A 26,622-nucleotide genomic window follows, 5' to 3' on the forward strand; every position below is an offset into this window, starting at 1 on the left:
GATGAGAGTCAGGGAATTTATGAGTTTCGGGCGTCGACGAGTCAGCGGATCATTTTTCGCCATTCTGCTTGCTTCGACCTCTGTGGCTGGCTGCAGCGGTGGTGGTGGAGAAGTTGAAGAGGGTAGTGGTGAGGCCAAGGAGAGTGGCAAGAATTCGTCCAGCTCCACTCGTGTCGAAAATTATGTGGACACGGATACGATTGTCGGAGAGTTGAGGGGGGCGGACGATATTGTCGTTCGGGTGCATTCTGCCGAGCGTGAAGCGGGTGGATTCGTCACTGTCAGCGGAACCCTTGTCAATGAAGGAGATCGCCCGCTCATCGCGAACCGCTGGAGGTCGGAGGAGAATTCAGTAAAGTCCAAGTCATCCATATCAGGGGCGACCCTGGTCGATGTAGAGGGCAAGAAGCGCTATTTGATCCTGCGTGATACGGACGGAGAATGTCTCTGTACAACGGGCCTGACCAACATTCAGCCCGATGAAGAACGTCCCATCTACGCCCAATTTCCTGCGCCGCCGAGCAACGTTGCACAGGTGGAATTTCAATTGCCGGGGATGACGCCTGCGACTGTCGAACTTTCCGAGGGGTGAGGGGTATGTCGATACGGCGTGCATCGGTGGGGGTCCTCGCGACGGTGGTCGCGGGGGTGGTGGCGTTCGCGGTGGTTCCGGTGGCTCGGGCCGACGATCCGCCGGACGTTCCGGCGAACGAGGACGCGCCGGTGGAGATCGACCGCACCTCGCCGCAGTTGAAGATGCGGGACGGGGCGACACTCGCCGACGCGCGGGTGATCGACATCGTGCAGGTGGTGGAGGACGAGGGCGGTGAAGAGCGCCGCGAGGACTCCAACGCCAAGACGAAGTTCACGCTTCAGGCCGAGGTCCTCTTCGGTCGGGACAGCGCGAAGCTCAACGGTGAGGCGAACGCCCGCATCAAGGACATCGCGGGAGAGATCAACGGACAGGCCGCCTCGGAGGTGAACATTTTCGGATTCACCGACAACCTCGGCTCCTACCAGCACGGCGTCACGCTCTCGCGCGAACGGGCGGAGGCCGTGCACGAGCGGTTGGTGGTGGATCTGAACGACACCAGCGGGACGTTCAACATCCGCGGCTACAGCGAGGACTACCCGATCGCCTCGAACGCCACGGAAGAGGGCCGGAAGAAGAACCGGCGGGTCGAGGTCTCCTTCCCCCGGACCGAATAGACCGCACATCGACTCCGCGGTGCCGACCCGTACCGTTGACGCGGTGGCCGACTGGGGCCACTGCACGGATCGGCGGGCAGCCGACCATCCCGCCGGCGAATCGGCAGAAGGGCTGAGCCCGAGTGCAGCTTTACGAGCAGACCGAGCCACACGACGAGGGCATGCTCGACGTCGGTGACGGCCACCGGGTCCACTGGCAGGTGACGGGCGATCCGGACGGGAAACCCGCCGTCCTGCTGCACGGCGGACCGGGGTCCGGCAGCAGCCCGGGGTTTCGGCGCTACTTCGATCCGTCCGTCTACCGCCTGGTGCAGTTCGACCAGCGCGGGTGCGGGCGGAGCACCCCGAACGCGGCCGACCCGACCGTCAGCCTGAGGGAGAACACCACCCGTCATCTGCTCGCCGACATGGAGCAGTTGCGCGAGCACTTGGGCATCGACCGCTGGCTGGTCTCCGGGGTCTCCTGGGGGACGACGCTCGGGCTGGCCTACGCGGAGCAGCACCCCGACCGCGTCTCCGAGGTGATTCTGCTCAGCGTCGGCACCACCACCCGGCGCGAGGTGGAGTGGATAACGCGGGACGTCGGCCGGTTCTTCCCTGAGGAGTGGACGCGGTTGCGGGACGGGGTGCCGCCGGAGGACCGCGACGGGAGTCTGGTGCACGCCTACAGCCGTCTGCTGCACGACCCGGATCCCGTTGTCCGGGAGCAGGCCGCCCAAAACTGGTGCGCGTGGGAGGACTCGCATGTCGTCACCGGGCCCGACCACCGCCCCGATCCCCGGTATGAGGACCCCGCCTTTCGCATGGTGTTCGCCCGGTTGGTGACCCACTACTGGCGGCACGAGGCCTGGTTGCCGGACGGTGCGCTGATCGTGGACGCTTCTCGGCTGACCGGTATCCCCGGAGTCCTGATCCACGGACGGCAGGACCTGAGCAGCCCGCCCGACATCGCCTGGCAGGTGGCGCAGAACTGGCCGGACGCCGAGTTGGTCCTGATCCACGGGGCCGGGCACGGCGCACGGGAGGGCGCCACGCAGGAGGCGCTGCTCGCCGCCGCCGAGCGCTTCGCCGACCGTCCGTCGGCCGGCTGACCCGCCCCCGACCGCGATACGTCCGGCTGCCCCGCCCCGCTCCGCCCCGCCCCCGACCCGTCGGCACCCGCCCCGTCACGGGCCTGACTGCCCCGCCCCGTCACGCGCCCGACGGCGCCCGAGAGGGGGAGGCGCGACGGTGCCGGTCACAGTCGGGTGGCCGTGCGGATCAGCCGGGCCAGGGTCAGGGAGCGGCTGTGGGCGGGCCAGGCGATGTGTGTGACGACGGGGGGTGCGTCGGACAGCGGCACGGCGGTGTGCTCGGACCAGAGCCAGGCGGCGGCGGACTCCGGAAAGACGGCTGTGGTGCGTCCGAGGGCGATCAGTTGGGCCAGTTGCGTCTGGTCGTGAATCTCCGGTCCCGGGCCGGGCGGGTACGCGCCGTGGCGGGACCAGCGGGCGAGGGGGAGGTCGGGAATGTCGCGGACCTCGGCGAGGGACAGGGTCCGGCGTGCCGCGAGAGGGTGCCCGGTGGGCAGGATCGCGATCTGCCCCTCGGTCAGCAGTTCCTCGCTGTCGAAGCCGGCGAGGGAGTTGAACGGCGCGTGCACGAGTGCCACGTCGGCGCGACCGTCCCGCAGCATCTCGCCCTGCTCGCACATGCCGCTGGGCAGCACCTCGATCTCGGCGGCTTCGGGCTCGGCGGCGTACGCGTCGAGGAGTCTCTGCAGCAGTTCGTGGGAGGCGGCGGCCTTCACCGCCAGCACCAGCCGTTCGCGGGCGCGGCCCGCGCTGTCCGCGCCGCCGGCGCGGCAGGTGCGGCGAGCGGCGGCGGCCGTCGCGTCGAGGGCGGCGCGGCCCTCGTGCAGCAGGACCTCTCCGGCACCGGTCAGGGAGACGCCGCGTCGGTCGCGTTCCAGGAGGGAAACGCCGAGCCGGCGCTCGAGCCGCTGGATCGCCCGGGAAAGCGGTGGCTGGGCGATGCCGACGCGTTCGGCGGCACGGCCGAAGTGGAGCTCCTCGGCCACCGCCACGAAGTACCGCAGTTCGCGGGTCTCCAGGGTGTCCATGGCTCCAGAGTAGCGCTGTGATACCTGCCAGGTATGGCAGAGGACCGTATCGGTGTTGGCCGCGGCGCTCGGCCGCGCGTGAGCATCGACGGCATGAGTGAAAAGAAGAGCGCGCTGGTGACCGGCGCGAACAAGGGAATCGGGTACGAGATCGCGAAGGGGCTGTCCGCCCTCGGGTACCGCGTGGGAGTGGGCGCCCGCGACGAGGCCCGGCGTGCGGACGCCGTCGCGAAGCTGCGCGCCGCCGGGGCGGACGCGTTCGGCGTACCGCTGGACGTGACCGACCACCGGAGTGTCACCGCCGCCGCGGACCTCGTCGAACGCCGGGTCGGGAGTCTGGACGCGCTGGTCAACAACGCCGGTATCTCGGGAGCGACGGGCCCGGGGTGGGGGCAGGACCCGACCGTGCTCGACCTGGACGAGGTGCGCAGGGTTGTGGAGACCAACGTGATCGGCGCCGTCCGGGTGACCAACGCGATGCTGCCGCTGCTCCGGCACGCGGCGTCTCCGCGTATCGTCAACCTCTCCAGCGCCGTCGCCTCCCTGACCCGGCAGGCGGACCCGGACATCGAGGTCGGCCCCGTCATGGCGGCCTACGCGCCCTCGAAGTCCTTCCTCAACGCTGTCACCGTCCAGTACGCCCGGCGGTTCGCCGGGACGAACATCCTGATCAACGCGGCCTGCCCGGGCCTGGTCGCGACCGACTTCACCGGCTTCCAGGCACCCCGCTCCCCAGAGGAGGGCGCGGCCACGGCGATCCGGCTCGCGACGCTGCCCGACGGTGGCCCGAGCGGCTCGTTCTTCGAGGACGCCGGCGTCATCCCCTGGTGACTCCCGGGAGCTTTCGGAAGCTCGCGCGGCCCCGGCCTCGCGCGCCCCCGGAAGCGGTCGGAGCTCCCGGAACACGGCGTCAACGCCTCGCCTCCAACCTTCTTGTGCCGCACGCGGCGAGCGGACGAGCGGGCGAGCGGGGCCCGCGGGGCCGGAGCAGCCGGGTGGACGTACCCGCAGGACACGCGCAGCGCCAGGGACCGGCCGGACGCTGCTCGACATGAGCGGTGCGGGAGGGAAGGATGGCGAGTGCCGTTGTCCCAACATCTCCGGAAGGAAACAACATGGCCACCACGCGTACCGCGAACACCCACTGGGAGGGCAACCTGCTGGAGGGCAAGGGGACGGTGGATCTCAGCACGTCCGGGATCGGTACCTACGACGTGAGCTGGCCCGCGCGCTCCGAGGCTGCGAACGGCAGGACCAGCCCCGAGGAACTCGTCGCCGCCGCGCACTCCTCCTGCTACTCCATGGCGTTCTCGCACGGTCTGGCCGGCAAGGGCCACACGGTGACCTCGGTCGACACCAAGGCCGACGTCACCTTCCAGCCGGGCGAGGGCATCACCGGAATCGTGCTGACCGTCCGGGCCAGCGTGCCGGGCCTGTCCGAGGAGGAGTTCCAGGCCGCGGCGGAGGACGCCAAGGCCAACTGCCCGATCAGCCAGGCGCTCGCCGGGGTCAAGAACATCACCCTGGACGCGAAGCTCGTCTGAGCCTCCGTAGCACCGGCGGCGTCGCCGGTCCGGCGCCGCCCCGCACACGACCCCGTGTCGTTGCGCGGGCGGCGCCGCTGCCGTGCGGCCCGCCCCGCGCACGACACGGAGGGGCGCACGGACGGGGCGCGCCCGGGCGTACCGGCGGGACGGCCCGGAAGGGGCGGCAGCCGGCCAGGCGCCCAGGCCCAGGCCCCGGCGCTCACTCCGGGGGCGGCAGCACCCGGACCCGGTCCCCGGGCCGGAGCCCCCACCGGCGCATCGCCCCGGCTTCGGCCTCCAGCACATGGCGTGCCCGCAGGTGCAGGACGCCCAGTCGTCCCGGGGGCATCGTCCGGACGGACAGCACCCGCCACGTGCGGTCCAGGTGGGCGACGTCGAGGGTGAACCGCATCCGGAAGGTGTGCACACTGCTCGCCGGGGTGAGCAGCATCGCGCCCTCGATCCTGTCCCGGCCGAGCAGCCCGCGGGTGCGCCTGCGGTAGGAGGACGCCACCTCCAGCGGGACGTCGGCGGGGTCCGCGGCCCGCGGCTCCGGGGGAGAGACGCCCTCCTCGTCCGGTCGGCACCCGCGAGAGCTGCCGCCCCGCGCTGCCTCGTGGTGCACGATCCGCAGCAGTGCGGGTCCGTCGGTCAGCCTGCCTGCACGGTGCACGGTCGCCTCCTCCTCGCTCGCGCCGCGCGCGTCCCCGGTCGAGCCGCCCGCGTCGGCGACCATCCTGCCGCGTTCCCGACCGCTCCGCGCGCGCCCGGGCAACTCCCGTCGCTCCCGGGCCCGCTCGGCCGCCGGCCGGCGGAGGCCGTACGCGCCTTCCCCGGCCGTCGCGCCCGTAGGCTCGGCCGGGTGGCCGAACCGCTGACCGTCCTCGCTGCCGCCGCCTTCGGTGCCGTCGCCGGTGCGCTCCTGCCGCGCCCCGCCCATCTGCTCTCGGTGGTGCCCGGCGAGCCCTGGGCCACGGACTGCCCGGAGGGCCATCCGCTGCCCGGCCCGCTGGGCCGCAACCGCTGCCGCGTGTGCGGCGGGACGCCGTACGGGCCCTCGGCGGCCCTGATCGCCGCGCTGACCGCGGTGCTGTGCGGCGGTACGGCCGCGGTGGTGGGGGCGCGGCCGGAGTTGGCGGCGTTCCTGCTGCTCCTCCCTCCACTCGTGCTGCTGGCGCTGGTCGACCGCGCGGTGCACCGGCTGCCCGACGTGCTGACCCTGCCGCTCGCGGCGGCCGCCCCCGTCCTGCTGGGCGCTGCTGCTCTGCTGCCCGGCACGGCGGGCAGTTGGACGGGTTCGCTGCTGGGCGCGGCGGGACTCGCCGGGTGGTACCTGCTGCTGTTCCTCGTCAATCCCCGGGGGATGGGATTCGGCGACGTGAAGCTGTCGGTTCCGGTGGGTGCGGTGCTCGGCTGGTACGGCTGGGACGTTCTGTTCGCCGGCACACTGATCGGCTTCCTGTTCGGGGCCGGGTACGGGGTGGGACTGATCGTCCTGGGCCGGGCCGGGCGGCGCACTCCGATGCCTTTCGGGCCGTTCATGCTGGCAGGCGCCTACCTGGGGGTGCTGCTCGGAGCCCGGTAGGTCCGCTCTCTCCCCCTGGGGCGCTCCGGGCCGGGCCGCCGCCTCCGAGGGCCCCGCCCGCGACCTGCGCGCGGCCTCGGGCCGGACGTGTGCGGCCCCGGGCGGGACCTGCGCGCGGTCCCGGGTCGCGCCCGGGGCACCATGTGCGCGCGGCCCCGGGGCGCGGGGGCCGGAGACCGGTGGCTCGGGGTCAATGCGGGGCCACGGACTCAGCTCCCGCAGATCTGTTCGAGCGGATGGCCCACTGCTCCACCGGCGCTCACCACCCGGCCGCCGGAGCGGGCCGCGCGCCGCCTGCGGGCCGCACGCGCCGGTCGGTCCCGCGCTCCCGACCGGGCAGGTGGGAGCCGTCGCAGGCAGGCGTGAGGCGCCCGCCCGGAGGTCGTCGGGGCGGCCGGGCCGCCGCGCGGCACCGGCCCCCGCGGTGCGGAGGGCGCCCGTCGGGCCGTGCCGGTTCGGCCGCTCCGAGCCCGACACGGGGCCGACGTCCGCCCCCTGCGCCGGCAGGGGGCTAGGGTGGAACCCCCCCCCCCCTCGGGCCGGTCCGTCTCCCCCCACGGACCGGCCCGCTTTCCTGTCCGCCGCCCGGGAAGCCCGAGCGGCCCGGAAGCCCGAACGGCCCCGCCCTTGCGTCGGTGCCAGGTGCCCGGTGCCCGGTGCCCGGTGCCCGGTGCCCGGTGCCCGGTGCCCGGTGCCCGGTGTCAGCTGTCGCTGCTGCGGGCCCAGATGTTGGTCCCGGGCTGGGAGACCGCATAGCCGTCGATCTCGTCCAACTCGGCCTCGCTGAGCGGCTCGGCCGCCAGTGCCGCGACGTTGGACTCCAACTGCCCGACGCTGCTGGCGCCGATCAGGGCCGAGGTCATCCGGGGGTCGCGCAGCACCCAGTTCAGGGCGAGTTGGGCGAGCGACTGGCCGCGCCGCTCGGCGACGGCGTTCAGTCCGCGCAGCCGCTCCTGCACCTCCTCGGTGAGCAGTCCGGGATCCAGCGACTTGCCCTGGGTGGCCCGGGAGCCCTCCGGGATGCCGCGGAGGTACTTGCCGGTGAGCAGGCCCTGGGCGAGTGGCGCGAAGGAGATGCAGCCCATGCCCTCGGTCTGGAGGGTGTCCAGCAGGCCGTCCTCCTCCGTCCACCGGTTGATCATGGAGTAGGACGGCTGGTGGATGAGCGGGCGCACCCCCCTCTCCCGCAGCAGGCCGGCCGCCTCGCGGGTGCGGGCGGAGTTGTACGAGGAGAGGCCGACGTAGAGGGCCTTGCCCTGCTGGACCGCGGAGGCCAGGGCGCCCATGGTCTCCTCCAGCGGGGTGTCCGGGTCGAAGCGGTGCGAGTAGAAGATGTCCACGTAGTCCAGGCCCATCCGCCGCAGCGAGGCGTCGAGCGAGGAGAGCAGGTACTTGCGGGAACCCCACTCGCCGTACGGGCCGGGGTGCATGTCGTAGCCTGCCTTGGTCGAGACGATCAGCTCGTCCCGGTACGGGCGGAAGTCCTGGGCCATCAGCTTGCCGAAGTTCGATTCGGCGGAGCCGGGCGGCGGGCCGTAGTTGTTGGCGAGGTCGAAGTGCGTCACGCCGAGGTCGAAGGCGCGCCGCAGGATGGCCCGCTGGGTGTCCAGTGCGCGGTCGTCGCCGAAGTTGTGCCACAGTCCGAGCGAGATGCCGGGAAGCTTCAGACCGCTGCGGCCGCTGCGCCGGTACTGCATCGTGTCGTAGCGGCTGTCGGCGGCGCGGTAGTGCGGGGTGTCGGGGGAGGAATCGCTCATGACCACTGCCTATCACGTGGGTCCGTGGCGCGGACCACCGCTGGGGACGCCGACTATCACCGAGCTGTGACAGTGGGCGTGCGGACCGGGCCCCCGAGTGGCAGTAGGCTTCCCAGGGCTTGGAGCGGGGAGCGGGAACGGTAAGCGCGGGAAGGGCGTATGGCGGAGATGAAGGCGAAGCTGCGCGAGCTTGTGGTCCGGCTCTACTCCCGCCGGGTCGAGGGCCATCTCGACCATGCGCAGGTGCCCGGCCACATCGGCGTCATCCTGGACGGCAATCGCCGGTGGGCCAAGGCTTCGGGCGGCACGACGGAGCAGGGCCACCGGGCGGGCGCGGAGAAGATCCAGGAGATGCTCGGCTGGTGTGCCGAGACGGACGTGCGCGTGGTCACGCTCTGGATGCTTTCCACCGACAACCTGGACCGCCCGGCCGTGGAGCTGAATCCGCTGCTCGGGATCATCGAGGACACCGTGCGCGGGCTGGCCGCGGACGGTCGCTGGCGGGTCCACCACGTCGGCAATCCCGACCTGCTTCCCGACCACACCCAGCGGGTGCTCAAGGACGCCCAGTCGGCGACGGCGGACCGCACGGGGATAGTCGTCAACGTGGCGGTCGGCTACGGCGGCCGACAGGAGATCGCGGACGCGGTCCGCTCGCTGCTCGCCGAGCGTGCGGAACGCGGTGAGCGGCTCGCCGACCTGGCCGAGACCCTGAGCGTCGAGGACATCGCCGAGCACCTGTACACCCGCGGGCAGCCGGATCCGGACCTGGTGATCCGCACCAGCGGGGAGCAGCGCCTGTCCGGCTTCATGCTCTGGCAGAGTGCGCACTCGGAGTACTACTTCTGCGAGGTCTTCTGGCCGGCCTTCCGCAAGGTCGACTTCCTCCGGGCGCTGCGGGACTACTCCGCCCGCCACCGCCGCTACGGGAGCTGAGCGCCCCGGCGCGGCCCTCCCGCGGACAGCGGCGGCGCACACACCGCCGGCCGCCGTCCGACGTCCCCTCCCGGCGCCGCCCGTCGCAGCGGCAGCCCGGAGCGCCGCGCGTTCGCGGCGCTCCGCCTCTGCGGTCGCCGCTTCTCCGGGGCGCTCCGCCACCCCGTCGCGATCTCTGTGAAGCCCGATCCAACGGGGTCCGTGCCCCGGTCGTGCGCTGTTCACTCACCCGCCCGGCCACACTGGGGCATGCGCGGGCAGGAACGTGGGAATACCGTCACCAGGCCGGAACCCCATTCACGGGTCCCGGCCCACGGGAGGCCCTTTGCTAGCCACGGACATCCGCGCACCCGGTGCGGAGGACGCGGAGGGCCGGTGCCCCGGCCCGTGCAGAGCGGTTCGAGCCCGGCTCTTCCCCCGCGACGCCGACGTCGCGTACCGACCTCTTCCGAGGGGGTTCGTCCATCCGTGGTGACCAGCAAGAAGCGCCGCGACCACGACCGGCGCACCTATGTCATCGACACCAGCGTCCTACTCGCCGATCCGTCGGCCATGGCCCGCTTCGAGGAGCACGAGGTCGTGCTGCCCGTCGTGGTGGTCACGGAACTGGAGGCCAAACGGCACCATCCCGAGCTGGGCTACTTCGCCCGTCAGGCCCTCCGGCTGCTCGACGAGTACCGCGTCCGGTACGGACGTCTGGACGCGCCCATCCCGATCGGGGAGGTCGGCGGCACGCTCCGGGTCGAACTGAACCACACGGATCCGGGCATCCTGCCCGCCGGCTTTCGGCTGGGGGACAACGACTCCCGCATCCTGGCGGTGGCCAGGAACCTCCAGGCCGAGGGGTACGACGTCACCGTCGTCTCCAAGGACCTGCCGTTGCGGATCAAGGCCTCTTCGGTCGGGTTGCTGGCCGAGGAGTACCGCGCGGAACTGGCGGTCACCGAGTCCGGCTGGACGGGCATGAGCGAGCTGACGCTCCCCGGCGGCCACGTCGACGAACTCTTCGCCTCGGACGTGGTCTCGCTGCCGGAGGCGGACGGGCTCCCGGTGCACACCGGGCTGGTGATCCAGTCGGAGAAGGGCAAGGCACTCGGCCGGGTCACTCCGGACGGCCGCGTGAAGCTCGTGCGCGGCGACCGGGAGGCGTTCGGGATCCACGGGCGCTCCGCGGAGCAGCGCATCGCGCTGGACCTGCTGCTCGACCCGGACATCGGCATCGTCTCGATGGGCGGCCGGGCCGGTACGGGCAAGTCCGCGCTGGCACTCTGCGCCGGACTGGAGGCGGTGCTGGAACGCCGGCAGCACCGCAAGGTGATGGTCTTCCGCCCGCTCTACGCGGTGGGCGGCCAGGACCTGGGCTACCTGCCGGGCACCGCCGACGAGAAGATGTCGCCGTGGGCGCAGGCGGTCTTCGACACCCTCTCCGCGGTGACGACGCGTGAGGTGGTCGAGGAGGTGGTGGCCCGCGGGATGCTGGAGGTGCTGCCGCTGACCCACATCAGGGGCCGCTCGCTGCACGACGCCTTCGTCATCGTCGACGAGGCGCAGTCCCTGGAGCGCAACGTGCTGCTGACGGTGCTCTCCCGGGTCGGGCAGGGGTCCCGGGTGGTGCTGACCCACGACGTCGCCCAGCGCGACAACCTCAGGGTCGGTCGCTACGACGGAGTGGTCGCGGTGGTCGAGAAGCTGAAGGGGCACCCGCTGTTCGCCCACGTGACCCTGAGCCGGTCCGAGCGGTCGCCGATCGCCGCTCTGGTGACGGAGATGCTGGAGGAGGGCCACATCTGATCCGCTCCCGATCCGCCGTCGCGGCACTCCGGCCGGGCCAGGGCGGGACGACGCCGGGCGAGGGCAGGTGAGGGCGGGATGAGGATCTGACGGACGCGTCGCGCGCCGGTGGTACCGCCACCGGCGCGCGGTACGTCCGGGACGCACCGCCCCTCCCTGAGCAGACCCGTGCGTATCCGGTCGTCTCACGCACTGTTTGCGGCAGTTCGCCCTGGCACGTTCCCTTTCCTGCCGGTCCGCTTTCGGGGACGGGCGGTCGGGGCGGCGCCGGCGGGAGAGCCGACCCGCCGGGCGAAGAACTGTAGTGCGGCGTCGCGCGCTACGCCCGCGTGTCCGGAAATCGTCGGCCGTAAACGGGGTGTGAGCTTTCCCACGCGGGAGGGAATTGCCTTCCCTCGCGGTCTCCGGCAGGGTGTGGGTCCTGTCAGGCTCCGCATACGGCACACCGCATCCTGCGGGATGCACCACGTCTTCAACTCAACATCCGTCACCGCCGTATGCCGCCCGAGCACCATGCGGACCTCCTCGGAGGCCGTTCGGGCCAGTACCCCCTGTGGCCGAGTTCGAGGGGGTCCGTGTTCAGGAGCACGATTGCGCCCGCGAGGTCACCTAAGCGGGGATTGTGGAAGGAAACTGTGTGACTGCTCGGATCTCGGTCCGGGGATTCGCCGTGGCGTCCGCCACCGCGGTCACCACCGTCGGCGCCGTCGTCGGAGTGGCCTCGGGTGGGCAGGCAGGAACGACCGAGCCGGTCGAACTCGCTGCTGCGGACGCCACGCTCCTCGCTGACATACCGGTGAACGGCAACACCCAGACGCAGACCGCATCCCTGACCCAGCAGGCGGACCAGCAGTCCGACGCGGCCAGCGCCGCGGCGAAGAAGTCCGCCGAGGAGGACGCCCGCAAGCGGGCGGCCAAGGACGCCGCGGCGAAGAAGCAGCTCGCCGAGGAGAAGGCTGCCGAGGAGGCCGCCGAGGAGAAGGCGGCCGAGCTCCGCGAGCAGAAGGAGGCCGCGAGCCGCGCCGCCGAGCGCGACGAGCCCTCGGTATCCGCCGCGGACTTCGTGCAGCAGTCCTCGTACACCGTCGCCGAGGTCAAGGCGATGGCGCAGCAGATCGTGGGCGGCGGCCAGTTCCAGTGCTTCTCGAACATCGTGCAGCACGAGAGCACCTGGAACTACCAGGCGCAGAACCCCTCTTCGGGCGCGTACGGTCTCGTGCAGGCGCTTCCCGCCTCCAAGATGTCCTCGGCCGGTGCCGACTGGCGGACCAACCCCGCCACCCAGATCAAGTGGGGCCTCAACTACATGAACGACCGCTACGGCAGTCCGTGCGGGGCCTGGGACTTCTGGCAGGCCAACAACTGGTACTGACCACCCGCGAGTCCGCGTACGTCGCCCCCGCTCCATGTCGGAGCGGGGGCGACGCGCGTCTGAGCGGAAGCAACCTCCGACCCGGGTAACGTCGTCCCCCGGTGGGATACAGAATCACTGGCGACCGGCGAGGACTACGGGATGTCGAGAATCGACCGACTCAGGACGGGGGCCGAACGCGTCGCGGAGCGGGTCTCCCGCTTTCGCGCGCGGGCGGAGGAGGAGCGAGCCGCGCGCGACCGCAGGCGCGGCGCACGGGACGACGAGTACGCGACGCCGCCCGCTGCCGCTTCACCGGCGCCGCACCCGGCAAAACCCGCCCCCGACACGGTGATCCCGTGGGGCATGCGGGTCGCCGCCGAGGCCGGTTGGCGGCTGCTGGTACTCGCCGGTGTCCTGTGGGTGCTGATGCAGGTGATCGCGGCGATCAGCGTCATCGTCATCGCCTTCTCCGCGGGTCTGCTGATCACCGCACTGCTGCAGCCGACCGTCGCCCGGCTCAAGCGACTCGGTCTGGGGCGGGGCTTGTCCACCGCGCTCACCTTCGTGGCCGGGTTCGCCGTGATGGGCCTGATCGGCTGGTTCGTGGTCTGGCAGGTCATCGAGAACCAGGAGGACCTCGTCAAGCAGGTCCAGAGCGGTATCGACGAACTCCGCACCTGGATACTCCACAGCCCGTTCGAGGTCACCGACGACCAGCTCAACGACCTGACCGACAACCTGAACCAGTGGATCGGCGAGCACAGTCAGGAGCTCACCACCGCCGGCATCGAGGGCGCGTCGATCCTGGTGACGTTCCTCACCGGCGCCGCCCTCGCCGCGTTCGTCTGCCTGTTCCTCCTCTACGACGGCTCCCGCATCTGGTCGTGGAGTCTGAACTTCGTGCCGGCCGGCGCCCGGGAGGCCGTCGACAGTGCAGGCCCGCGAGCCTGGTCGACCCTGACGAGCTACGTGCGCGGCACGGTCATAGTGGCCTTCATCGACGCCGTCGGCATCGGCATCGGCATCGCGATCCTCGGAGTGCCGCTGGCGGTGCCCCTGGCCGTCCTGGTCTTCCTCTCCGCGTTCGTGCCGATCGTGGGGGCGACGGTCTCCGGGGCGCTCGCGGTGGTGGTCGCCTTCGTCACCAACGGACCGGTCACCGCCCTGCTGGTGCTCGGCGTGGTGCTGCTCGTCCAGCAGATCGAGGGCAACATCCTGCAACCGCTGATCCTGGGACGCCTGGTGCGGGTCCATCCGCTGGCCGTGGTGCTCGCGGTGACCGGGGGCTCGCTGCTGGCGGGCATCCCCGGTGCCGTGGTCGCGGTGCCGCTGGTCGCGGTCTCCAACACGGTGGTGAGCTACCTGCGCGGCTACGCGGGGCAGCACGGTCACGGGGGCACCGCCGTCGCGGACCCGCCGCCGGGTGTGTCCGCGCTGCAGGCCGACGCCGAACGCGCCGCCGCCCCGGCGGACTCGGAGCGGGCGGGCACACCGGCCGCCCCGGTGGAGGACGGGCGTCAGTAGGGCGACTCGTGCGCCTCGGCGAACGCCTTGAGCCGGCGGGTGTCGGAGTCCGTCCACCCCGCCGGCGGCGCGATCGCCGCCCAGCCCTCCACCGCGTTCGTCCCGTAGCGGTGGCCGTGCGGGGCCTCGACGCCGTACGAGGTGACCATGTCCATGGTCGTCTGCCAGAAGGTGACGAACGGGAACCAGTCGATCTCATCGGTGACGTCCGGGCCCAGCGGCTCGCTCAGCCACTCCGGAGGCTGGAGGGCCAGTTCGGGCGACCACCAGACGATCGGGTCCGAGGCGTTCTGCAGATACACCACCCGGGGGTGCAGCCAGCCTCCGGGCTGCGGCCTGCGCAGGTCGCGCTCCGGGTACTGCGCGAAGCGGACGTGCCTGCCGGCGTCGTGGACGGGGCGCCACACCGGGCTGCCCGGCTCCCGTTCGCGGACCACGGCGGACCGGATCGGGCTGTAGTTGGGCGGCCCCACCAGCAGGGCGCCGTCCGTCCTCGCCAGCAGGTCGTCGAGACCGTCGAACGAGTCCTCGATCGCCGTGGCACCCAGGCTCTCACCGAAGACGAGCAGCTTCGGCCGGTCCTCCGCAGGCATGCCGTCCAGCCGCTCCCGGACGGCGGTGACCAGCTCGCGGGTGGCCCGCCCCGCCTCCTCCCGGTCGACCACGAACGACACCCAACTGGGCAGGTAGGAGTACTGGACGGCGACGATGGCGGTGTCCCCGTTGTGCAGGTACTCCAGTGGCTCCGCCGTGCGGGCGTCGATCCAGCCGCTGCCGGTCGTGCCGGCGACGGCCAGCACCTCGCGTTCGAAGGCGCCGGTGCGGTCCAGCTCGGCGAGGGCCAGGTCGGCCTGCTCGCTCACCGAGGGGTTGCCCGCCCGTCCTACGTACACCCGGATCGGATCGAGTGCCTCGCGTCCGGTGAAGGAGGCGATCTGTTCCCGCTGCAGGACGCTGCCGGTGAAGTTGCGCCCCTGGTAGCCCAGGTCGTCCCAGGGGATCAGCGAGTGGGGGCTGCCGGACACGAACGGGGACCCGGACTGGACGATCCCGTCCTTGGTGCTCCGGTCGGTGTTGGCGGCGATCCGGGCCGCGATGTCCACCACGCCGCGCTCGAAGACCACGTCCTTCGCGCCGAACAGCACCACCAGCGCGCTGATCGTCAGGCCGCCCACGACCGCCACCGGCCGGGGGACGAAGCGGCGCAGCGTCGCGATCAGCCGCCTCGTCGCGAGCCGGACGCCGCGGGCGGCCAGCAGCAGGGCCCAGCACAGGGTCACCGCCATCAGCGCGATCATCAGCGAGTGCCAGGTGAGGGTGGGGTTCAGGCCCTGGAGCGCGCGCAGCTGCTGCTGCATGCGGGCACTCTCCGACAGCAGCAGTACGGTGAGCAGCGCGCTCAGCGGGAAGTACGCCTGCCAGGCGCGGGCACGCAACCTGGCCTGAACCGTGGGGGACGGGCGTCGGCGGACCAGGGCGGGGACCGCCCAGCTCACCAGGCAGCCCAGGGCGTAGCCGATGGCGGCCGTGATCCCGCCGATCACCCCCTGCAGGTACCAGGGGCGCGGTACCAGCGACGGGGTCAGGGACAGCCAGAAGAAGACGGTGGCCGCGGTGGTGGCCGTCAGGTCGGGCCAGCGGCGCACCAGCCAGGTCGCGTCCGGACGCTCCCAGTAGGGCCGGCGGAGGAGCGCGAGCGCGCGCCGGGCGAGGCGGCGCAGCCGCTCCTCGGGGGATGTCTCCCGCTCCCGAACCGGGGCCTGGCCCCCCGTGGTGTCGAGCATGGAATTCTCCCGGCCTGTCACTCGCGCGCCCTGGCGTCACGGTAGATGAATCGGCGCCTTTCCCTGGGACGCACCCGCGGGCGGGCGGGTTGACCGGACACAGTCGAAGCGCAGCCTACGCGGCCGGTGCCCCCGCCCGTCGTCGCCGCGCCGCCCCCTGTCCGGCCCCCGCCCCGTACTCCCTCCCGTGAAGCCCCCTACCGTCTCTCCTGAGCCCCCACCGGCCCGGGGTGGTCCTCGGCAGAGGCGCCGGCGGGCTCTCGTACCGTCCCGCTGCCACCCCTCGTCGCGCGAAGCCCGGAGTCGGCCCTTCCTGGGGCTTCGGTACCGCACCGGTGGCGACACCGCACCTGAAGGGCGCGCCCTTCACGCCGTGCGGGCACTGTACGCGGCGTCTATACATTGCGTGTATACACGTGGTGTACAGTGCGGTGCATGTCCATTGGCCACACCCTGCTCGGTCTCCTGGAGGCCGGCCCACGCCACGGTTACGACCTCAAGCGCGCCTTCGACGAACGGTTCGGTCACGACCGCCCCCTGCACTACGGGCAGGTCTACTCCACGATGTCCCGCCTGCTGAAGAACGGCATGGTGGAGGTCGACGGGATGGAGGCCGGCGGCGGACCGGAGCGCAAGCGCTACGCCATCACCGACGCGGGCATCACCGACGTCGAGGGCTGGCTGACGCGGCCCGAGAAGCCGGAGCCGTACCTGCAGAGCACGCTGTACACCAAGGTCGTACTCGCGCTGCTGACCGGCCGGGACGCGGGCGAACTGCTCGACGCCCAGCGCAGCGAGCACCTGCGCCTGATGCGCGAACTGACCGTGCGCAAGCGCGGCGGAGATCTCGCCGACCAGTTGATCTGCGACCACGCGCTGTTCCATCTGGAGGCGGATCTGCGGTGGCTCGAGCTCACTGCCGCCCGGCTCGACAAGCTCGCCCAGGAGGTGTCCCCATGACCGCCGGCGATTCGTCCGCAGCGCTGCTCGCCGCTTCCGGAGTGCACAAGACCTACGGCGCCACCAAGGCGCTGGCCGGTGCCGACTTCACCATCCACGCCGGGGAGATCGTCGCCGTGATGGGCCCCTCCGGGTCCGGGAAGTCGACGCTGCTGCACTGCCTCGCCGGCATCGTGCCGCCGGACGAGGGCACGGTGCACTACCAGAGCGAGGAGGTGTCGGCCCTGTCGGACGCCCGGCGCAGCGCGCTGCGGCGGGGCGACTTCGGGTTCGTCTTCCAGTTCGGTCAGCTCGTGCCCGAACTGACCTGCACCGAGAACGTGGCCCTGCCCCTCCGCCTGGCCGGTACCGGCCGCAAGCAGGCCGAGGCACGGGCCAGGGAGTGGCTGGAGCGGCTGGAGGTGGACGACGTCCGCCACCACCGTCCGGGGCAGGTGTCCGGCGGCCAGGGCCAGCGGGTGGCGATCGCCCGTGCCCTCGTCGCCACCCCGAAGGTCGTCTTCGCCGACGAGCCGACCGGGGCGCTGGACTCCCTGAACGGCGAGCGGGTGATGGAACTGCTCACCGCGGCCGCCCGGGACACCCGGGCCGCGGTCGTCCTCGTCACCCACGAGTCCCGGGTCGCCGCCTACTCCGACCGGGAGGTCGTGGTGCGGGACGGCAAGGCGCGGGACATGGCCGGCATGGCGGGCGCCGCATGATCCAGCAGTGGGCACGGGAACTGGCGATGGGTGCGCGGTTCGCCGTCACCGGGGGACGGGCGGGTTGGACCCGGACGCTGCTGACCGCGGTCGGGGTCGGACTGGGGGTCGCGGTGCTGCTGCTGGCCGCCTCGGTGCCGTTCGCGATCAGCGCCCAGGGCGAGCGCACGGACAGCCGCGGACCGTACTTCACGATGGAGGAGGACGTGCCGAAGTCGGACTCCTCCGTCCTGATGACCGAGGCGCGCACCGAGTTCCGGAGCACCTCGGTGTTCGGTCGGCTGATCCAGCCGGAGGGCGACCCGTCCGAGGCCGCCCGGCCGCCGGGCGTCGAGGAGCTCCCCGCCGCCGGCGAGATGGTGGTCTCGCCCGCGCTGGACGAGCTGCTGCGGTCCTCGGACGGCGAGCTGTTCGCACCGCGTCTGGGGGGCGCCGAGACCGTCGGCACCCTCGGCAGGGAAGGGCTCGCCGGGCCGGGCGAGCTGGCCTTCTACCTCGGCACCGACGAACTGCGCTACGACGAGGACAGCGCCGTCGGACGCGTGGACTCCTTCGGGGCGGAGACCGGGCAGGAGTCTCTGCACCCCATGCTGCTGGTGCTCGTGGTGGTCATGGTGGTGGTGCTGCTCATGCCGATCGCGGTGTTCATCGCCACCGCCGTCCGGTTCGGCGGTGAGAGCCGGGACCGGCGACTGGCCGCGCTGCGGCTGGTGGGCTCGGACAACGCGATGACCCGCCGCATCGCCGCCGGGGAGTCGCTCCTCGGTGCGCTGCTGGGTCTGCTGATCGGCGGCTGGTTCTTCCTGCTGGGGCGGATGTTCGTCGGCCGGATCACCATGTTCGGCACCAGCGTCTACCCGTCGGACCTCACGCCGGTCGGCTGGCTGACCGTGCTGATCCTCCTCGCCGTGCCGGTGTCGGCGGTCGCGGTCACCCTGTCCGCGCTGCGCGGGGTGGCGATGAGCCCGCTGGGCATCGCCCGGGAGGGCGGCGACTCCGGCCGCCGGGTGTGGTGGCGGCTCCTGCTGCTGGTCGTCGGCGTCGCGACGCTCGGCCTCTCCAGCGACCAGGTGAACGACGGCGGGGAGGTGGCCGAGTGGGCCATCGCCGGCGGTGTCGTCCTCACGCTCTTGGGCCTCACTCTGCTGCTGCCCTGGCTGGTGGAGCGGGTGGTCGGCCGGCTGGGCGGCGGTTCGCTCTCCTGGCAGCTCGCCGTCCGCCGGCTCCAGCTGAACAGCGGGCTGGCAGCCCGCGCGGTCAGCGGGGTCACGGTAGCGGTGGCCGGCGCCATCGCCCTCCAGATGCTCTTCTCCGCGGTGGAGGAGCAGGATCGCAGCTTCACGGGGCAGGAAACGGACCGGGCGCAAGTCGTGGCCAATCGCTCGGTGGCGGACGGCGCGCAGGCCGAGGCCTTCTTCCGGGAGCTCGGCGACACCCGTGGAGCGCGGGACGTGCTCGGGGTCGTCCGCGGCGACGCCATCCGTGAGGGCGCGAAGATGGAGGAGGATCGGCGTCCGGCCGTGGGGATCTCGATCGGCGACTGCGCCACGCTCCGCGAGGTCGTGGACATCGGTGCCTGCGAGCCGGGCGACGTCTTCCTCGCCCGAGGCGCATGGGACCGCGAGCCGCTTCCCCGGGCCGGCGACCGGATCGACCTGCACGGCGACCCGCGGGAGGCGCGTCCCAGCTCTCCGGTGTGGTGGACCGTGCCTGAGAGCGTGCGGCAGGCCGAGGTCCGGCAGGACCCGACCGGGGCTGAGGAGGGCGGGATCTTCGCCACGCCGCAGGCCCTGGCCCCCGAGCAGCTCCGGGACGCGACGGCCAGGGCCCTGGTCCGGACCGACGCGCGTGTCCCCGACCGGTTCGAGCACCTCCGCAACGCCGTGCCGGTCACCAACCCGGACAGCTACCTCTTCACGCTGTCCAGCGAGCGCAGTTCGAAGCAGCTCGCGGCGATCCGCAACGGTCTGCTCGTCGGCTCCTCGCTGATCATGCTGCTCATCGCAGCCAGCATGATCGTCAACACCATCGAGCAGCTCCGCGAGCGCAGGCGCCAGCTGTCGGTGCTCGTCGCCTTCGGGACCCGGCGCGGCACGCTGGGCGCTTCGGTGCTGTGGCAGACGGCGGTACCGGTGGGCCTGGGCCTTGTCCTGGCCAGCGCGGGCGGCACCGGGCTCGGGGCTCTGCTGGTGCGGCTGGTGGACGTCCCGATGGGCAGCTGGTTCACCTTCCTGCCGCTGGCGGGCGCCGGGCTGGCGATGATCCTGCTGATCACGCTGGCCAGCATGCCCTCGTTGTGGCGGATGATGCGTCCGGAGGGCCTGCGCACCGAGTGAGGCACGCCCATGGCGGCGAGGAGCCCCGGATGCCGACCGCCCCGGTGCGCGAGGTCACCGCGCACCGCATCGGCGGCGGCCTCGGCCCGGTCATCGCCGTCCTCGGGCCCCTCGCGGGCCCCGGATATCGCCTTCGCGATGCTCCAGCGGCAGCAGGTGGGGGCGATCATCGCCGGCCGCCGGGAGATCGTCGAGGGCGCCTGCGGAATGGTCGAGTCCGCCTTCGCCCGGATCACCGGGCGGGACTTCGTCGAGCTGGACGAGGAGCGCAAGGCGGCGATGGTCTCCGCCCTGCTGGTCGTCCTGTACGGCGACCGCACCCCGTAGCCGGTCCTCAACTCGGGCTCGCTCTACCAGCGACCGAGCCGCCGGCCCGCCGCGGTGCCCGCAAACAGGTGCTGCTGCGGCTCGATCCGGCCGTCCACGACGCGCTCGCGCGGTGGGCGAACTGCGCAGCACCAACGCGCAGATCGACCTCCCGCTGCGGCGCGCACTCGGTGAGGCCGGCCGCCTGCCGCGGGACGCCCGGCCGCATCCGCGCCGCGGACGCCCGGCCCGCCGGCCCCGGAGAGCGCGGCGGGGGCGACGGCGACCGGTCCGGGAGCGACGGGCCCGGGGGCGGCTGAGGCGCGCGGGAGGGCGCGCCGCTCCCACCGGGGGCGGGAGCGGCGGCGGGTCAGGGACGGCGCGCGCGCCGCTCCCGGAGGACCTCCTCCGGGTCGAGGGGGGAGAGGCCCGCGGCGGGGCCGGGTGGCGGGCGGCGGACCGCCTCGCGGATGCTCTCGTTGATCTCGGCGACGATCCGCCGGGCGGCCTCCTCGGTGGGGGCGGCGAGCGCCGCCGCCCGCGCCTCCTCCGCCTCCTTCCGCAGGGCGAGCGCGGGCGGGAGGTACGAGACCTCCTCCCGGCGCATCTTCTCCTTGATCCACCACATCTCGTCGTACGGCTGTGTGTCCCTCGGCAGCGGCTTCCCCGCTCCCGGCAGGTCGTCGAACGCGCCGCGCTCGGCGGCCTCGCGGATCTGCTTGTCGACCCAGGACTCGAAGTCCATCCGGGGCGGTTTGCGCTCGGTCACGGCACGGTCCTCCCTGCGGTGGCGGGCTGCCTGCTCCACTCCTTATGGTACAGCCGTACCACAAAAACCGGCCCCGAGGAGTGCCTGTGCCGAGGACCGTCGACCACGAGGAGCGGCGCGCGCTGCTCACCGACGCCTTCGTCCGGGTGGCCGTCCGGCGCGGACTGCACGCCGTCACCCTCCGCGCGGTGGCGGCTGAGGCCGGTGTCTCGCTGCGACTGGTGCAGTACTGGTTCGGCGACCGGGCCCACCTGGTCGCCGCCGCACTGGAGCGGTTGGAGGGGCAGAGCCACCGGCGCTGGGCGGCCCGGCTCGCCGCTCTGCCGCAGCCGGTCGAACCGCGCGCCCACGTGGAGGCGCTGCTGGCCGAGGCACTGCCCGCGGACGGCCCGAGCCGTGACTTCCACCTCGTCTGGACCGCGTGCGCGGTCCAGACGATGACGGGGGCCGATCCGGAGGTGCGCGCTTTCGCGGACGGCCCGGACCGGCTGGAGCGGCGGATGGTCGCAGTGCTGGAGCAGGCGGCCGCCCGCGGGTTGCTGGCCGGTGACGCGGACCCGGAGCTGGAGGCGGCCCGGCTGCTGAACCTGGCCCACGGCCTGGGAACCGGGCTGCTGGCCGGCCGGGGCACGACCGCGTCGGCCGCCCGGGTGCTGGAGTACCACCTCGACCGCCTCTTCCCGGCGTCGCCCGCGCCCGGCCGGTGAGGCAGGGAGGGTGCGGACCCGCCGGCCCCGGCCGAGGCGGATCGACAACCGGTGGTCCCGCCGTTCGGGTGAGGGCCGGGGCCGGATCGCGCCCCCGGCCCTCACCCGAACGGCGGGACCGGGTGCCACACCCTGCCGCGGCCCCGCAGCCCCTGCCCCGCAGCCCCTGCCCCGCAGCCCCTGCCCGGCCGGCCTCCCGGCCGGGCAGGGGCAGGAGGCGAGGGTCGGGAACGGGACGGGCGTCCGGTCAGGGGATCGGCAGCTCGAACCAGACGACCTTGCCGGTGGACAGCCGGGTGGCCCCCCAGCGGCGGGCCAGCCGGTTGACCAGGTACAGGCCGCGGCCGCCCTCGTCGGTCACCCGGGCCTGCCGCAGCCGGGGCAGTTGCGGCACGTCGTCGCCGACCTCGCACCGCAGTGAGTCGGTCCGCAGCAGTCGCAGCGTGATCGGCCGCTCGGCATACCGCACGGCGTTCGTCACCACCTCGCTGACCAGCAGTTCCACCGAGTCGGACAGCTCCTCCAGGCCCCAGCGGGTCAGCGCCCGGCGGGCAAGCCGCCGCGCCTGGCCCGCGGTCTGTGCCCGCGGGTCCAGGTACCAGTACGCGACATCGCTCGGCGCGATCCCGTCGAAACGGGCCGCCAGTAGGGCGATGTCGTCGTCCCGGTCGCCCGGGCCGAGGATGTCCAGTACCTCGTCGCACAGCGGCTCCAGCGGCGCCGGGTGCCCGGGCAGCGTCAGCCGGGCCGTCTCCATCAGCTTTTCCCGGAGCTGCTCGATCCCCGTCCAGACGTCCCGGTGCCGGGACTCCACCAGGCCGTCGGTGTACAGCAGCAGGGTCGCCCCGGCGGGCGCGTCCAGCTCCACCGCCTGGAAGTCGACCCCGCCGACGCCGATCGGCGCCCCGGCCGGTATCCGCAGGACCTCGGCGCGTCCGCCGCGGTGCAGCATCACGGGCGGCGGATGGCCCGCGTTCGCGATCACCATGCGGTGGGCGACCGGGTCGTAGACCGCGTAGAGGCAGGTCGCCATCCGGTCCTGGCCGAGCCGCTGGGCCTGCTCGTCGAGGTGGTGCAGCACCTCCTGCGGCGGCAGGTCCAGCCCGGCCAGCGTCTGCGCGGTGGTGCGCAACTGGCCCATGATCGCCGCGGAGGTCATCGAGTGGCCCATGACGTCGCCCACCACGAGCGCGACACGGCTCCCCGGGAGGGGGATCGCGTCGTACCAGTCGCCGCCGACCCGTGCCGACTCGGCGGCGGGCAGGTAGCGGCTCGCCAACTGCACCCCGGTCGGTTGCGGGAGGTTGTCCGGCAGCATCGTGCGCTGGAGCTCGTCCGCGATGTAGGCCTCGCGACCGTAGAGCACGGCCTTGTCCACGCCCAGCGCGGTGTGGGTGGCCAGCTGGGCGGCCACCAGGAGATCGTCCGGTTCGAAGTCGTCGCGCTCCGGGCGGCGCAGGAAGACCGCCGCGCCGATCACCCGGCGCCGGCCGCGCAGCGGAGCGAGTATCGCCCGCCGGCCGCAGAGCGAGTCCGGGTCGCCCAGCAGTTCCGGCAGCGCTGCCAGCGCGGCCGGGGCGTCCCCGAACAGCGGGCGGACGCCGCGCAGCACCTCGGCCAGCGGGCCGCCGTTGAGCACCTCGACGACCTCCACCGCCCCGCTCCCTGGGTGGGCCGCGCTCGGGACCGTCCCGCTGGGCACCACTGGCAGCGAGGGGACGTCCTGCTCGCCGGCGTAGTCCGGCAGCCGGTCGCTGCGCCGCAGCCGCAGCCGCACCGGCCCGGCGGGGCGCTCGTCCCCGACGGGCAGCGGGTCGCGGAGGTAGACCAGGATGGCGTCGGTGAAGGCCGGGACCGTGGCCCGGCACAGGCCGAGGACCGTCTCGTCCAGATCGACGCCGCGGGCCACCCGCCGGGTCGCCGCGCCGATGAACCGCAGCCGGTCCCCGCCGCGCCGGTCGTGCTCGCTCACTCGATTACCGCCGTCATGATGTCCGCCCTCCGGGGCCGGCCTCGCCGGCTCTCGCACCCTGCCATCCTCCGCTGCCGCGCCCGCCTGTGCACGGGCGTGCGGTGTCGCGGAGTCGGCCGGCCGGGCCGCGGCCCGGCCGGCGGCCGGCTGCTGGGGGCTTGTCGGGTACTCCGTCACGTGTCGGGGTTCCATCCGTCCGGAGCGATCAGGGCCGTCGGCAGTGCAGGAAGAGCTGGACCTCGGGCGACACGTCGGTACTGGCGGGTGCGAAGGCGAACGACTCCTCGCCGAGGACCTCGAACCCGGTGCCGCGCACCACCCGGCGCAGGTCGTCGCGCAGGTAGCCCGAGACCCGGATGGTGTTGCCGAGGAAGGGGATGGTGAAGTCGTCCACGTCCGCTTCCACCATCGCGAGCGCCAGCAGCCCACCGGGCCGGAGCTGCTCGTGCAGCATACGCAGCGTGACCGGGATCTCCTCCCGCGGCAGCATCAGCAGGGAGAAGAAGGCCGCCGCGCCGTCGAAGCCGCCGGGCGGGAAGGCGGGGTGCTCCGGCAGATCGGCGAAGTCCAGCCGGTGGAAATCGGCCTCGGGCACGTGCTCCTCGGCCAGCTCCACCATGCCCTCGGAGAGGTCGACGCCCACTACGCGGTGGCCGGCGTCGACGAGCTGCCGCGCCGTGGGGGCGCCCGTGCCGCAGCCCAGGTCCAATACGCGCGAGTCCGCCGGCAGCTCGGCCGCCAGCCAGGCCCCGGCGGCGAGCTGGCCCTCCTTGTGTGGGAAGGCCGCGTCGTAGCGGTCGCCTATGGCGTCGAAGGCCTCGGCCTGGCCCGCGCGGTCCCGCCCCGGCCGGTCGAGGTCACCGGAGGCGGCGGACTCCTCCGTGCTGCCCGTACTGTCCGTGCTGCTCACGAGGTGGCGCTCCTCACTTCCGGCCGTCAGAAACTGTGCGGTGCGGGGAAGTTGCTCGAAGTCCCTGGTCGTCCTTGCACGTTACGGAGGCTGATCCTACGGTTGCCGACCGGGTCCGTATCAAGAGGTCCGCCGCGCGTCCTGCCGGTCCCAGTCCGCGGGCAGCTCCGGCAGGGGCCAGGACGGATCGGGCCGCCAGTGCTCCCACCCGTCCGCGAACGGCGTGTGCCAGCGGCGGACGGCGGCGACCGCTGCCCGGCCCGCCTCCCGCACCCGCGCGGCCTCCCGGGGACCGATCAGGCCCACCTCCCGGGCCCGGTCGAACTCGTCCTCGTCCCGCCACCGCCAGCTCCGGTCCGGGTGCACCTCGATGTCGAGGAAGTGGTCCTCCGAATCGACCCCGCCCGACCACCGGGCACGCGGCTCCTCCAGGTTCACGTACCAGTTCTTGAACCGCCAGCCGGGCTCCCAGAAGAGCCACACCGACCAGGGCTCGGCGGGACGGGCGAGCTTCAGCACCCCCGTGCCGAACCAGCGGGAGGCGACCGTGGTGCGCGGCTTGGTGTAACGGGTGGCCAGCGGTTCCCGGTGGATCGGGGTGCCGTCGGCCAGCTCGGGCTTGATGCAGCGGGTCCCCGGCGCCACCCACACCGCGAGCAGCTCCTCGGTGTCCGCCACGACCGTCACCGGCCGGCAGATGTGCGGGTCCGGGAGGCCGTTGGCGCGATACCGCCACAGGATGTGGCTGCCCGCCGCCCACCTGCCCCCGGTGGCACCGCCCCCCGGCCCCTGCTGGATCTCGGCTGTCATCCACGGATCCTACCCACGGCCCCCGCGTCGAGCCGTGAGCCGCGCCCCCGGCGTGGGAAGCCGGCCGGGGACGGCCCGCCGGCCCGGGCAGCGGACGCGGACGGACGGTCAGGGGTGCGTCATGCGCAGCACGTCCAGCGCCTCGTCGAGCTGCTCCTCGGTCAGCTCTCCGCGCTCCACGCAGCCGGCGTCCAGCACCGCCTGCCGAATCGTCTTCCGCTCGGCGAGCGCGGCCTTGGCGATGCCCGCAGCGGCCTCGTAGCCGAGGTACCGGTTCAGCGGGGTGACGACCGAGGGCGAGGACTCGGCGTATTCCCGGGCCCGCTCGACGTCGGCGGTGACGCCGTCGACCGTGCGGTCGGCGAGCAGCCGGCTCGCGTTGCCCAGCAGGCGGACCGACTCCAGGACGTTCCTGGCGAGCACCGGCATCATCACGTTCAGCTCGAAGTTGCCCGCGGCCCCGGCCACCGCGATGGTGGTGTCGTTCCCGGTCACCTGCGCGGCCACCATGAGCACCGCCTCCGGCACGACCGGGTTGACCTTCCCCGGCATGATCGAGGACCCGGGCTGGAGGTCGGGCAGGGCGATCTCGGCCAGCCCGGTGCGCGGCCCGGAGGCCATCCAGCGCAGATCGTTGGAGATCTTGGTCAGGGAGACGGCGATCGTCCGCAACTGGCCGGAGGTCTCCACCAGCGCGTCCCGGGCGCCTTGCGCCTCGAAGTGGTTGCGGGCCTCGGCGATCGGCAGGTCCGTCGCCCGGGCCAGCTCCTCGATCACCGCCGCCGCGAAGCCGGGCGGGGTGTTGATGCCGGTTCCCACCGCGGTGCCGCCCAGCGGCAGCTCGGCCAGCCGCGGCAGCGCGGACCGCAGCCGCTCCACGCCGTACCGGATCTGCGCCGCGTAGCCGCCGAACTCCTGACCCAGGGTCACCGGGGTGGCATCCATCAGGTGGGTGCGCCCGGACTTCACGACGGTGGCGAACTCGGCCGCCTTCCGCTCCAGTGCGGCGGCCAGGTGCTCCAGGGCCGGGACGAGGTCCCGGCTCACGGCGGCCGTGGCCGCCACGTGGACGGAGGAGGGGAAGACGTCGTTCGACGACTGGCTCGCGTTGACCTCGTCGTTGGGGTGGACCGGGCGGCCCAGCCGCTCGGTGGCCAGGGTCGCCAGTACCTCGTTCATGTTCATGTGCGAGGAGGTGCCGGAACCGGTCTGGAAGACGTCCACTGGGAAGTGCGCGTCCCAGCGGCCCTCCGCGACCTCCGCGGCGGCCCCGGCGATCGCGTCCGCGACGTCGGCGTCCAGCACTCCGAGCGCGGCGTTCACCTTCGCCGCGGCGGCCTTGATCCGGGCGAGGGCCTCGATATGGGCCCGCTCCAGGCGCGCGCCGGAGAGCGGGAAGTTCTCCACCGCCCGCTGCGTCTGCGCCCGCCACTTGGCATCCGCGGGGACCCGTACCTCGCCCATCGAGTCGTGCTCGATCCGGAACTCTCGCGTTTCGTCCCTGTACTCGCTCATGCCGTCGAGCCTACGGCGGCGGCCCCCGCCCCCGACGGAACCCGGGGCGGTGCGGCCGCACCGCCCCGG

Annotated in this window: 22 protein-coding genes and 2 pseudogenes; 15 read left to right on the forward strand and 9 right to left on the reverse strand. The window is 72.8% G+C overall.

From position 1 onward, the window contains the following. Position 1 precedes the first annotated feature (1 nt). From H300_RS29840 to pip, 3 genes are all read left to right on the forward strand, one after another. Positions 2–592 (forward strand): hypothetical protein, encoded by a 591-nt coding sequence (locus tag H300_RS29840; protein WP_486583587.1) that lies wholly within the window; start codon positions 2–4, stop codon positions 590–592. A gap of 5 nt (positions 593–597) precedes the next feature. Beyond that, a complete protein-coding gene (locus tag H300_RS0106810; protein ID WP_028426840.1) occupies positions 598–1,209 on the forward strand; it encodes an OmpA family protein in 612 nt (203 codons plus the stop codon). Positions 1,210–1,331: 122 nt separating this feature from the next. Continuing rightward, entirely contained in the window at positions 1,332–2,300 is a 969-nt protein-coding gene (pip, locus tag H300_RS0106815; RefSeq protein ID WP_028426841.1) for a prolyl aminopeptidase, read from the forward strand. Between the two features lie 146 nt (positions 2,301–2,446). Here pip and H300_RS0106820 read toward each other — a convergent pair whose 3' ends face one another. Beyond that, complete coding sequence (locus H300_RS0106820) at positions 2,447–3,310, reverse strand: LysR family transcriptional regulator (RefSeq protein ID WP_028426842.1); 864 nt, start codon at positions 3,308–3,310, stop codon at positions 2,447–2,449. Between the two features lie 93 nt (positions 3,311–3,403). Here H300_RS0106820 and H300_RS0106825 point away from each other — a divergent pair, with 93 nt between their 5' ends. Both H300_RS0106825 and H300_RS0106830 read left to right on the forward strand, forming a co-directional pair. Beyond that, a complete protein-coding gene (locus H300_RS0106825; protein ID WP_028426843.1) occupies positions 3,404–4,141 on the forward strand; it encodes an SDR family oxidoreductase in 738 nt (245 codons plus the stop codon). A 284-nt stretch (positions 4,142–4,425) separates the two neighbouring features. After that, positions 4,426–4,854 (forward strand): OsmC family protein, encoded by a 429-nt coding sequence (locus H300_RS0106830; protein ID WP_028426844.1) that lies wholly within the window; start codon positions 4,426–4,428, stop codon positions 4,852–4,854. Positions 4,855–5,056: 202 nt separating this feature from the next. Here H300_RS0106830 and H300_RS32210 read toward each other — a convergent pair whose 3' ends face one another. Next, entirely contained in the window at positions 5,057–5,356 is a 300-nt protein-coding gene (locus H300_RS32210) for a DUF192 domain-containing protein (protein ID WP_051269655.1), read from the reverse strand. A gap of 342 nt (positions 5,357–5,698) precedes the next feature. On the opposite strand from H300_RS32210, the gene H300_RS0106840 reads away from it, so the two are divergent. Continuing rightward, positions 5,699–6,421 (forward strand): prepilin peptidase, encoded by a 723-nt coding sequence (locus tag H300_RS0106840; protein ID WP_028426845.1) that lies wholly within the window; start codon positions 5,699–5,701, stop codon positions 6,419–6,421. A gap of 701 nt (positions 6,422–7,122) precedes the next feature. Here H300_RS0106840 and mgrA read toward each other — a convergent pair. After that, positions 7,123–8,178, reverse strand: a complete 1,056-nt coding sequence (gene mgrA / locus H300_RS0106845; RefSeq protein WP_028426846.1) for an L-glyceraldehyde 3-phosphate reductase — start codon at positions 8,176–8,178, stop codon at positions 7,123–7,125. Positions 8,179–8,337: 159 nt separating this feature from the next. Here mgrA and H300_RS0106850 point away from each other — a divergent pair, with 159 nt between their 5' ends. From H300_RS0106850 to H300_RS25380, 4 genes are all read left to right on the forward strand, one after another. Next, positions 8,338–9,114, forward strand: a complete 777-nt coding sequence (locus tag H300_RS0106850; RefSeq protein WP_028426847.1) for an isoprenyl transferase — start codon at positions 8,338–8,340, stop codon at positions 9,112–9,114. A 468-nt stretch (positions 9,115–9,582) separates the two neighbouring features. Then, the gene (gene phoH2 / locus H300_RS0106855; protein ID WP_028426848.1) at positions 9,583–10,905 is read left to right on the forward strand and encodes an RNA 5'-3' helicase PhoH2; all 1,323 of its coding nucleotides are present in this window, start codon (positions 9,583–9,585) and stop codon (positions 10,903–10,905) included. A 637-nt stretch (positions 10,906–11,542) separates the two neighbouring features. After that, positions 11,543–12,277, forward strand: a complete 735-nt coding sequence (locus H300_RS0106860; RefSeq protein WP_028426849.1) for an aggregation-promoting factor C-terminal-like domain-containing protein — start codon at positions 11,543–11,545, stop codon at positions 12,275–12,277. 141 nt (positions 12,278–12,418) lie between these two features. After that, complete coding sequence (locus H300_RS25380) at positions 12,419–13,783, forward strand: AI-2E family transporter (RefSeq protein ID WP_051269605.1); 1,365 nt, start codon at positions 12,419–12,421, stop codon at positions 13,781–13,783. Here the strand turns inward: H300_RS25380 and H300_RS0106870 are convergent. Continuing rightward, a complete protein-coding gene (locus H300_RS0106870) occupies positions 13,777–15,567 on the reverse strand; it encodes an alpha/beta hydrolase (protein ID WP_078515765.1) in 1,791 nt (596 codons plus the stop codon). The two genes, H300_RS25380 and H300_RS0106870, sit on opposite strands and share 7 nt — an antisense overlap. Positions 15,568–16,002: 435 nt before the next feature. On the opposite strand from H300_RS0106870, the gene H300_RS0106875 reads away from it, so the two are divergent. From H300_RS0106875 to H300_RS0106890, 4 genes and pseudogenes are all read left to right on the forward strand, one after another. After that, complete coding sequence (locus H300_RS0106875) at positions 16,003–16,527, forward strand: PadR family transcriptional regulator (protein ID WP_028426851.1); 525 nt, start codon at positions 16,003–16,005, stop codon at positions 16,525–16,527. Beyond that, positions 16,524–17,228, forward strand: coding sequence for an ABC transporter ATP-binding protein (locus H300_RS0106880; protein ID WP_028426852.1), 705 nt, complete (start codon positions 16,524–16,526; stop codon positions 17,226–17,228). Before H300_RS0106875 ends, H300_RS0106880 begins: the two co-directional genes overlap by 4 nt. Continuing rightward, entirely contained in the window at positions 17,225–19,564 is a 2,340-nt protein-coding gene (locus tag H300_RS0106885) for an ABC transporter permease (protein ID WP_028426853.1), read from the forward strand. Before H300_RS0106880 ends, H300_RS0106885 begins: the two co-directional genes overlap by 4 nt. Positions 19,565–19,681: 117 nt before the next feature. Continuing rightward, a pseudogene (locus H300_RS0106890) lies at positions 19,682–19,891 on the forward strand (SPFH domain-containing protein); the annotation flags it as partial. A 349-nt stretch (positions 19,892–20,240) separates the two neighbouring features. On the opposite strand, the gene H300_RS0106895 reads toward H300_RS0106890, so the two are convergent. After that, positions 20,241–20,639 carry a DnaJ family domain-containing protein gene (locus H300_RS0106895; RefSeq protein ID WP_028426855.1) on the reverse strand — a complete coding sequence of 133 codons (399 nt, stop codon included), beginning with the start codon at positions 20,637–20,639 and terminating at the stop codon, positions 20,241–20,243. A gap of 86 nt (positions 20,640–20,725) precedes the next feature. Here H300_RS0106895 and H300_RS0106900 point away from each other — a divergent pair, with 86 nt between their 5' ends. Beyond that, positions 20,726–21,346, forward strand: coding sequence for a TetR family transcriptional regulator C-terminal domain-containing protein (locus H300_RS0106900; protein ID WP_028426856.1), 621 nt, complete (start codon positions 20,726–20,728; stop codon positions 21,344–21,346). Positions 21,347–21,593: 247 nt separating this feature from the next. Here the strand turns inward: H300_RS0106900 and H300_RS25385 are convergent, their stop codons facing one another. From H300_RS25385 to H300_RS0106920, 4 genes and pseudogenes are all read right to left on the reverse strand, one after another. Further along, the gene (locus tag H300_RS25385; RefSeq protein WP_486583590.1) at positions 21,594–23,747 is read right to left on the reverse strand and encodes a SpoIIE family protein phosphatase; all 2,154 of its coding nucleotides are present in this window, start codon (positions 23,745–23,747) and stop codon (positions 21,594–21,596) included. Then, a pseudogene (locus H300_RS0106910) lies at positions 23,668–24,228 on the reverse strand (class I SAM-dependent DNA methyltransferase); the annotation flags it as partial. The gene H300_RS25385 and the pseudogene H300_RS0106910, both read right to left, overlap by 80 nt. Positions 24,229–24,348: 120 nt before the next feature. Next, the gene (gene fomD / locus H300_RS0106915; protein ID WP_037979292.1) at positions 24,349–25,038 is read right to left on the reverse strand and encodes a cytidylyl-2-hydroxypropylphosphonate hydrolase; all 690 of its coding nucleotides are present in this window, start codon (positions 25,036–25,038) and stop codon (positions 24,349–24,351) included. 108 nt (positions 25,039–25,146) lie between these two features. Further along, the gene (locus tag H300_RS0106920; RefSeq protein ID WP_028426859.1) at positions 25,147–26,553 is read right to left on the reverse strand and encodes a class II fumarate hydratase; all 1,407 of its coding nucleotides are present in this window, start codon (positions 26,551–26,553) and stop codon (positions 25,147–25,149) included. Positions 26,554–26,622: the final 69 nt, after the last annotated feature.

The sequence above is a fragment of the Streptomyces sp. TAA040 genome (assembly GCF_000424845.1).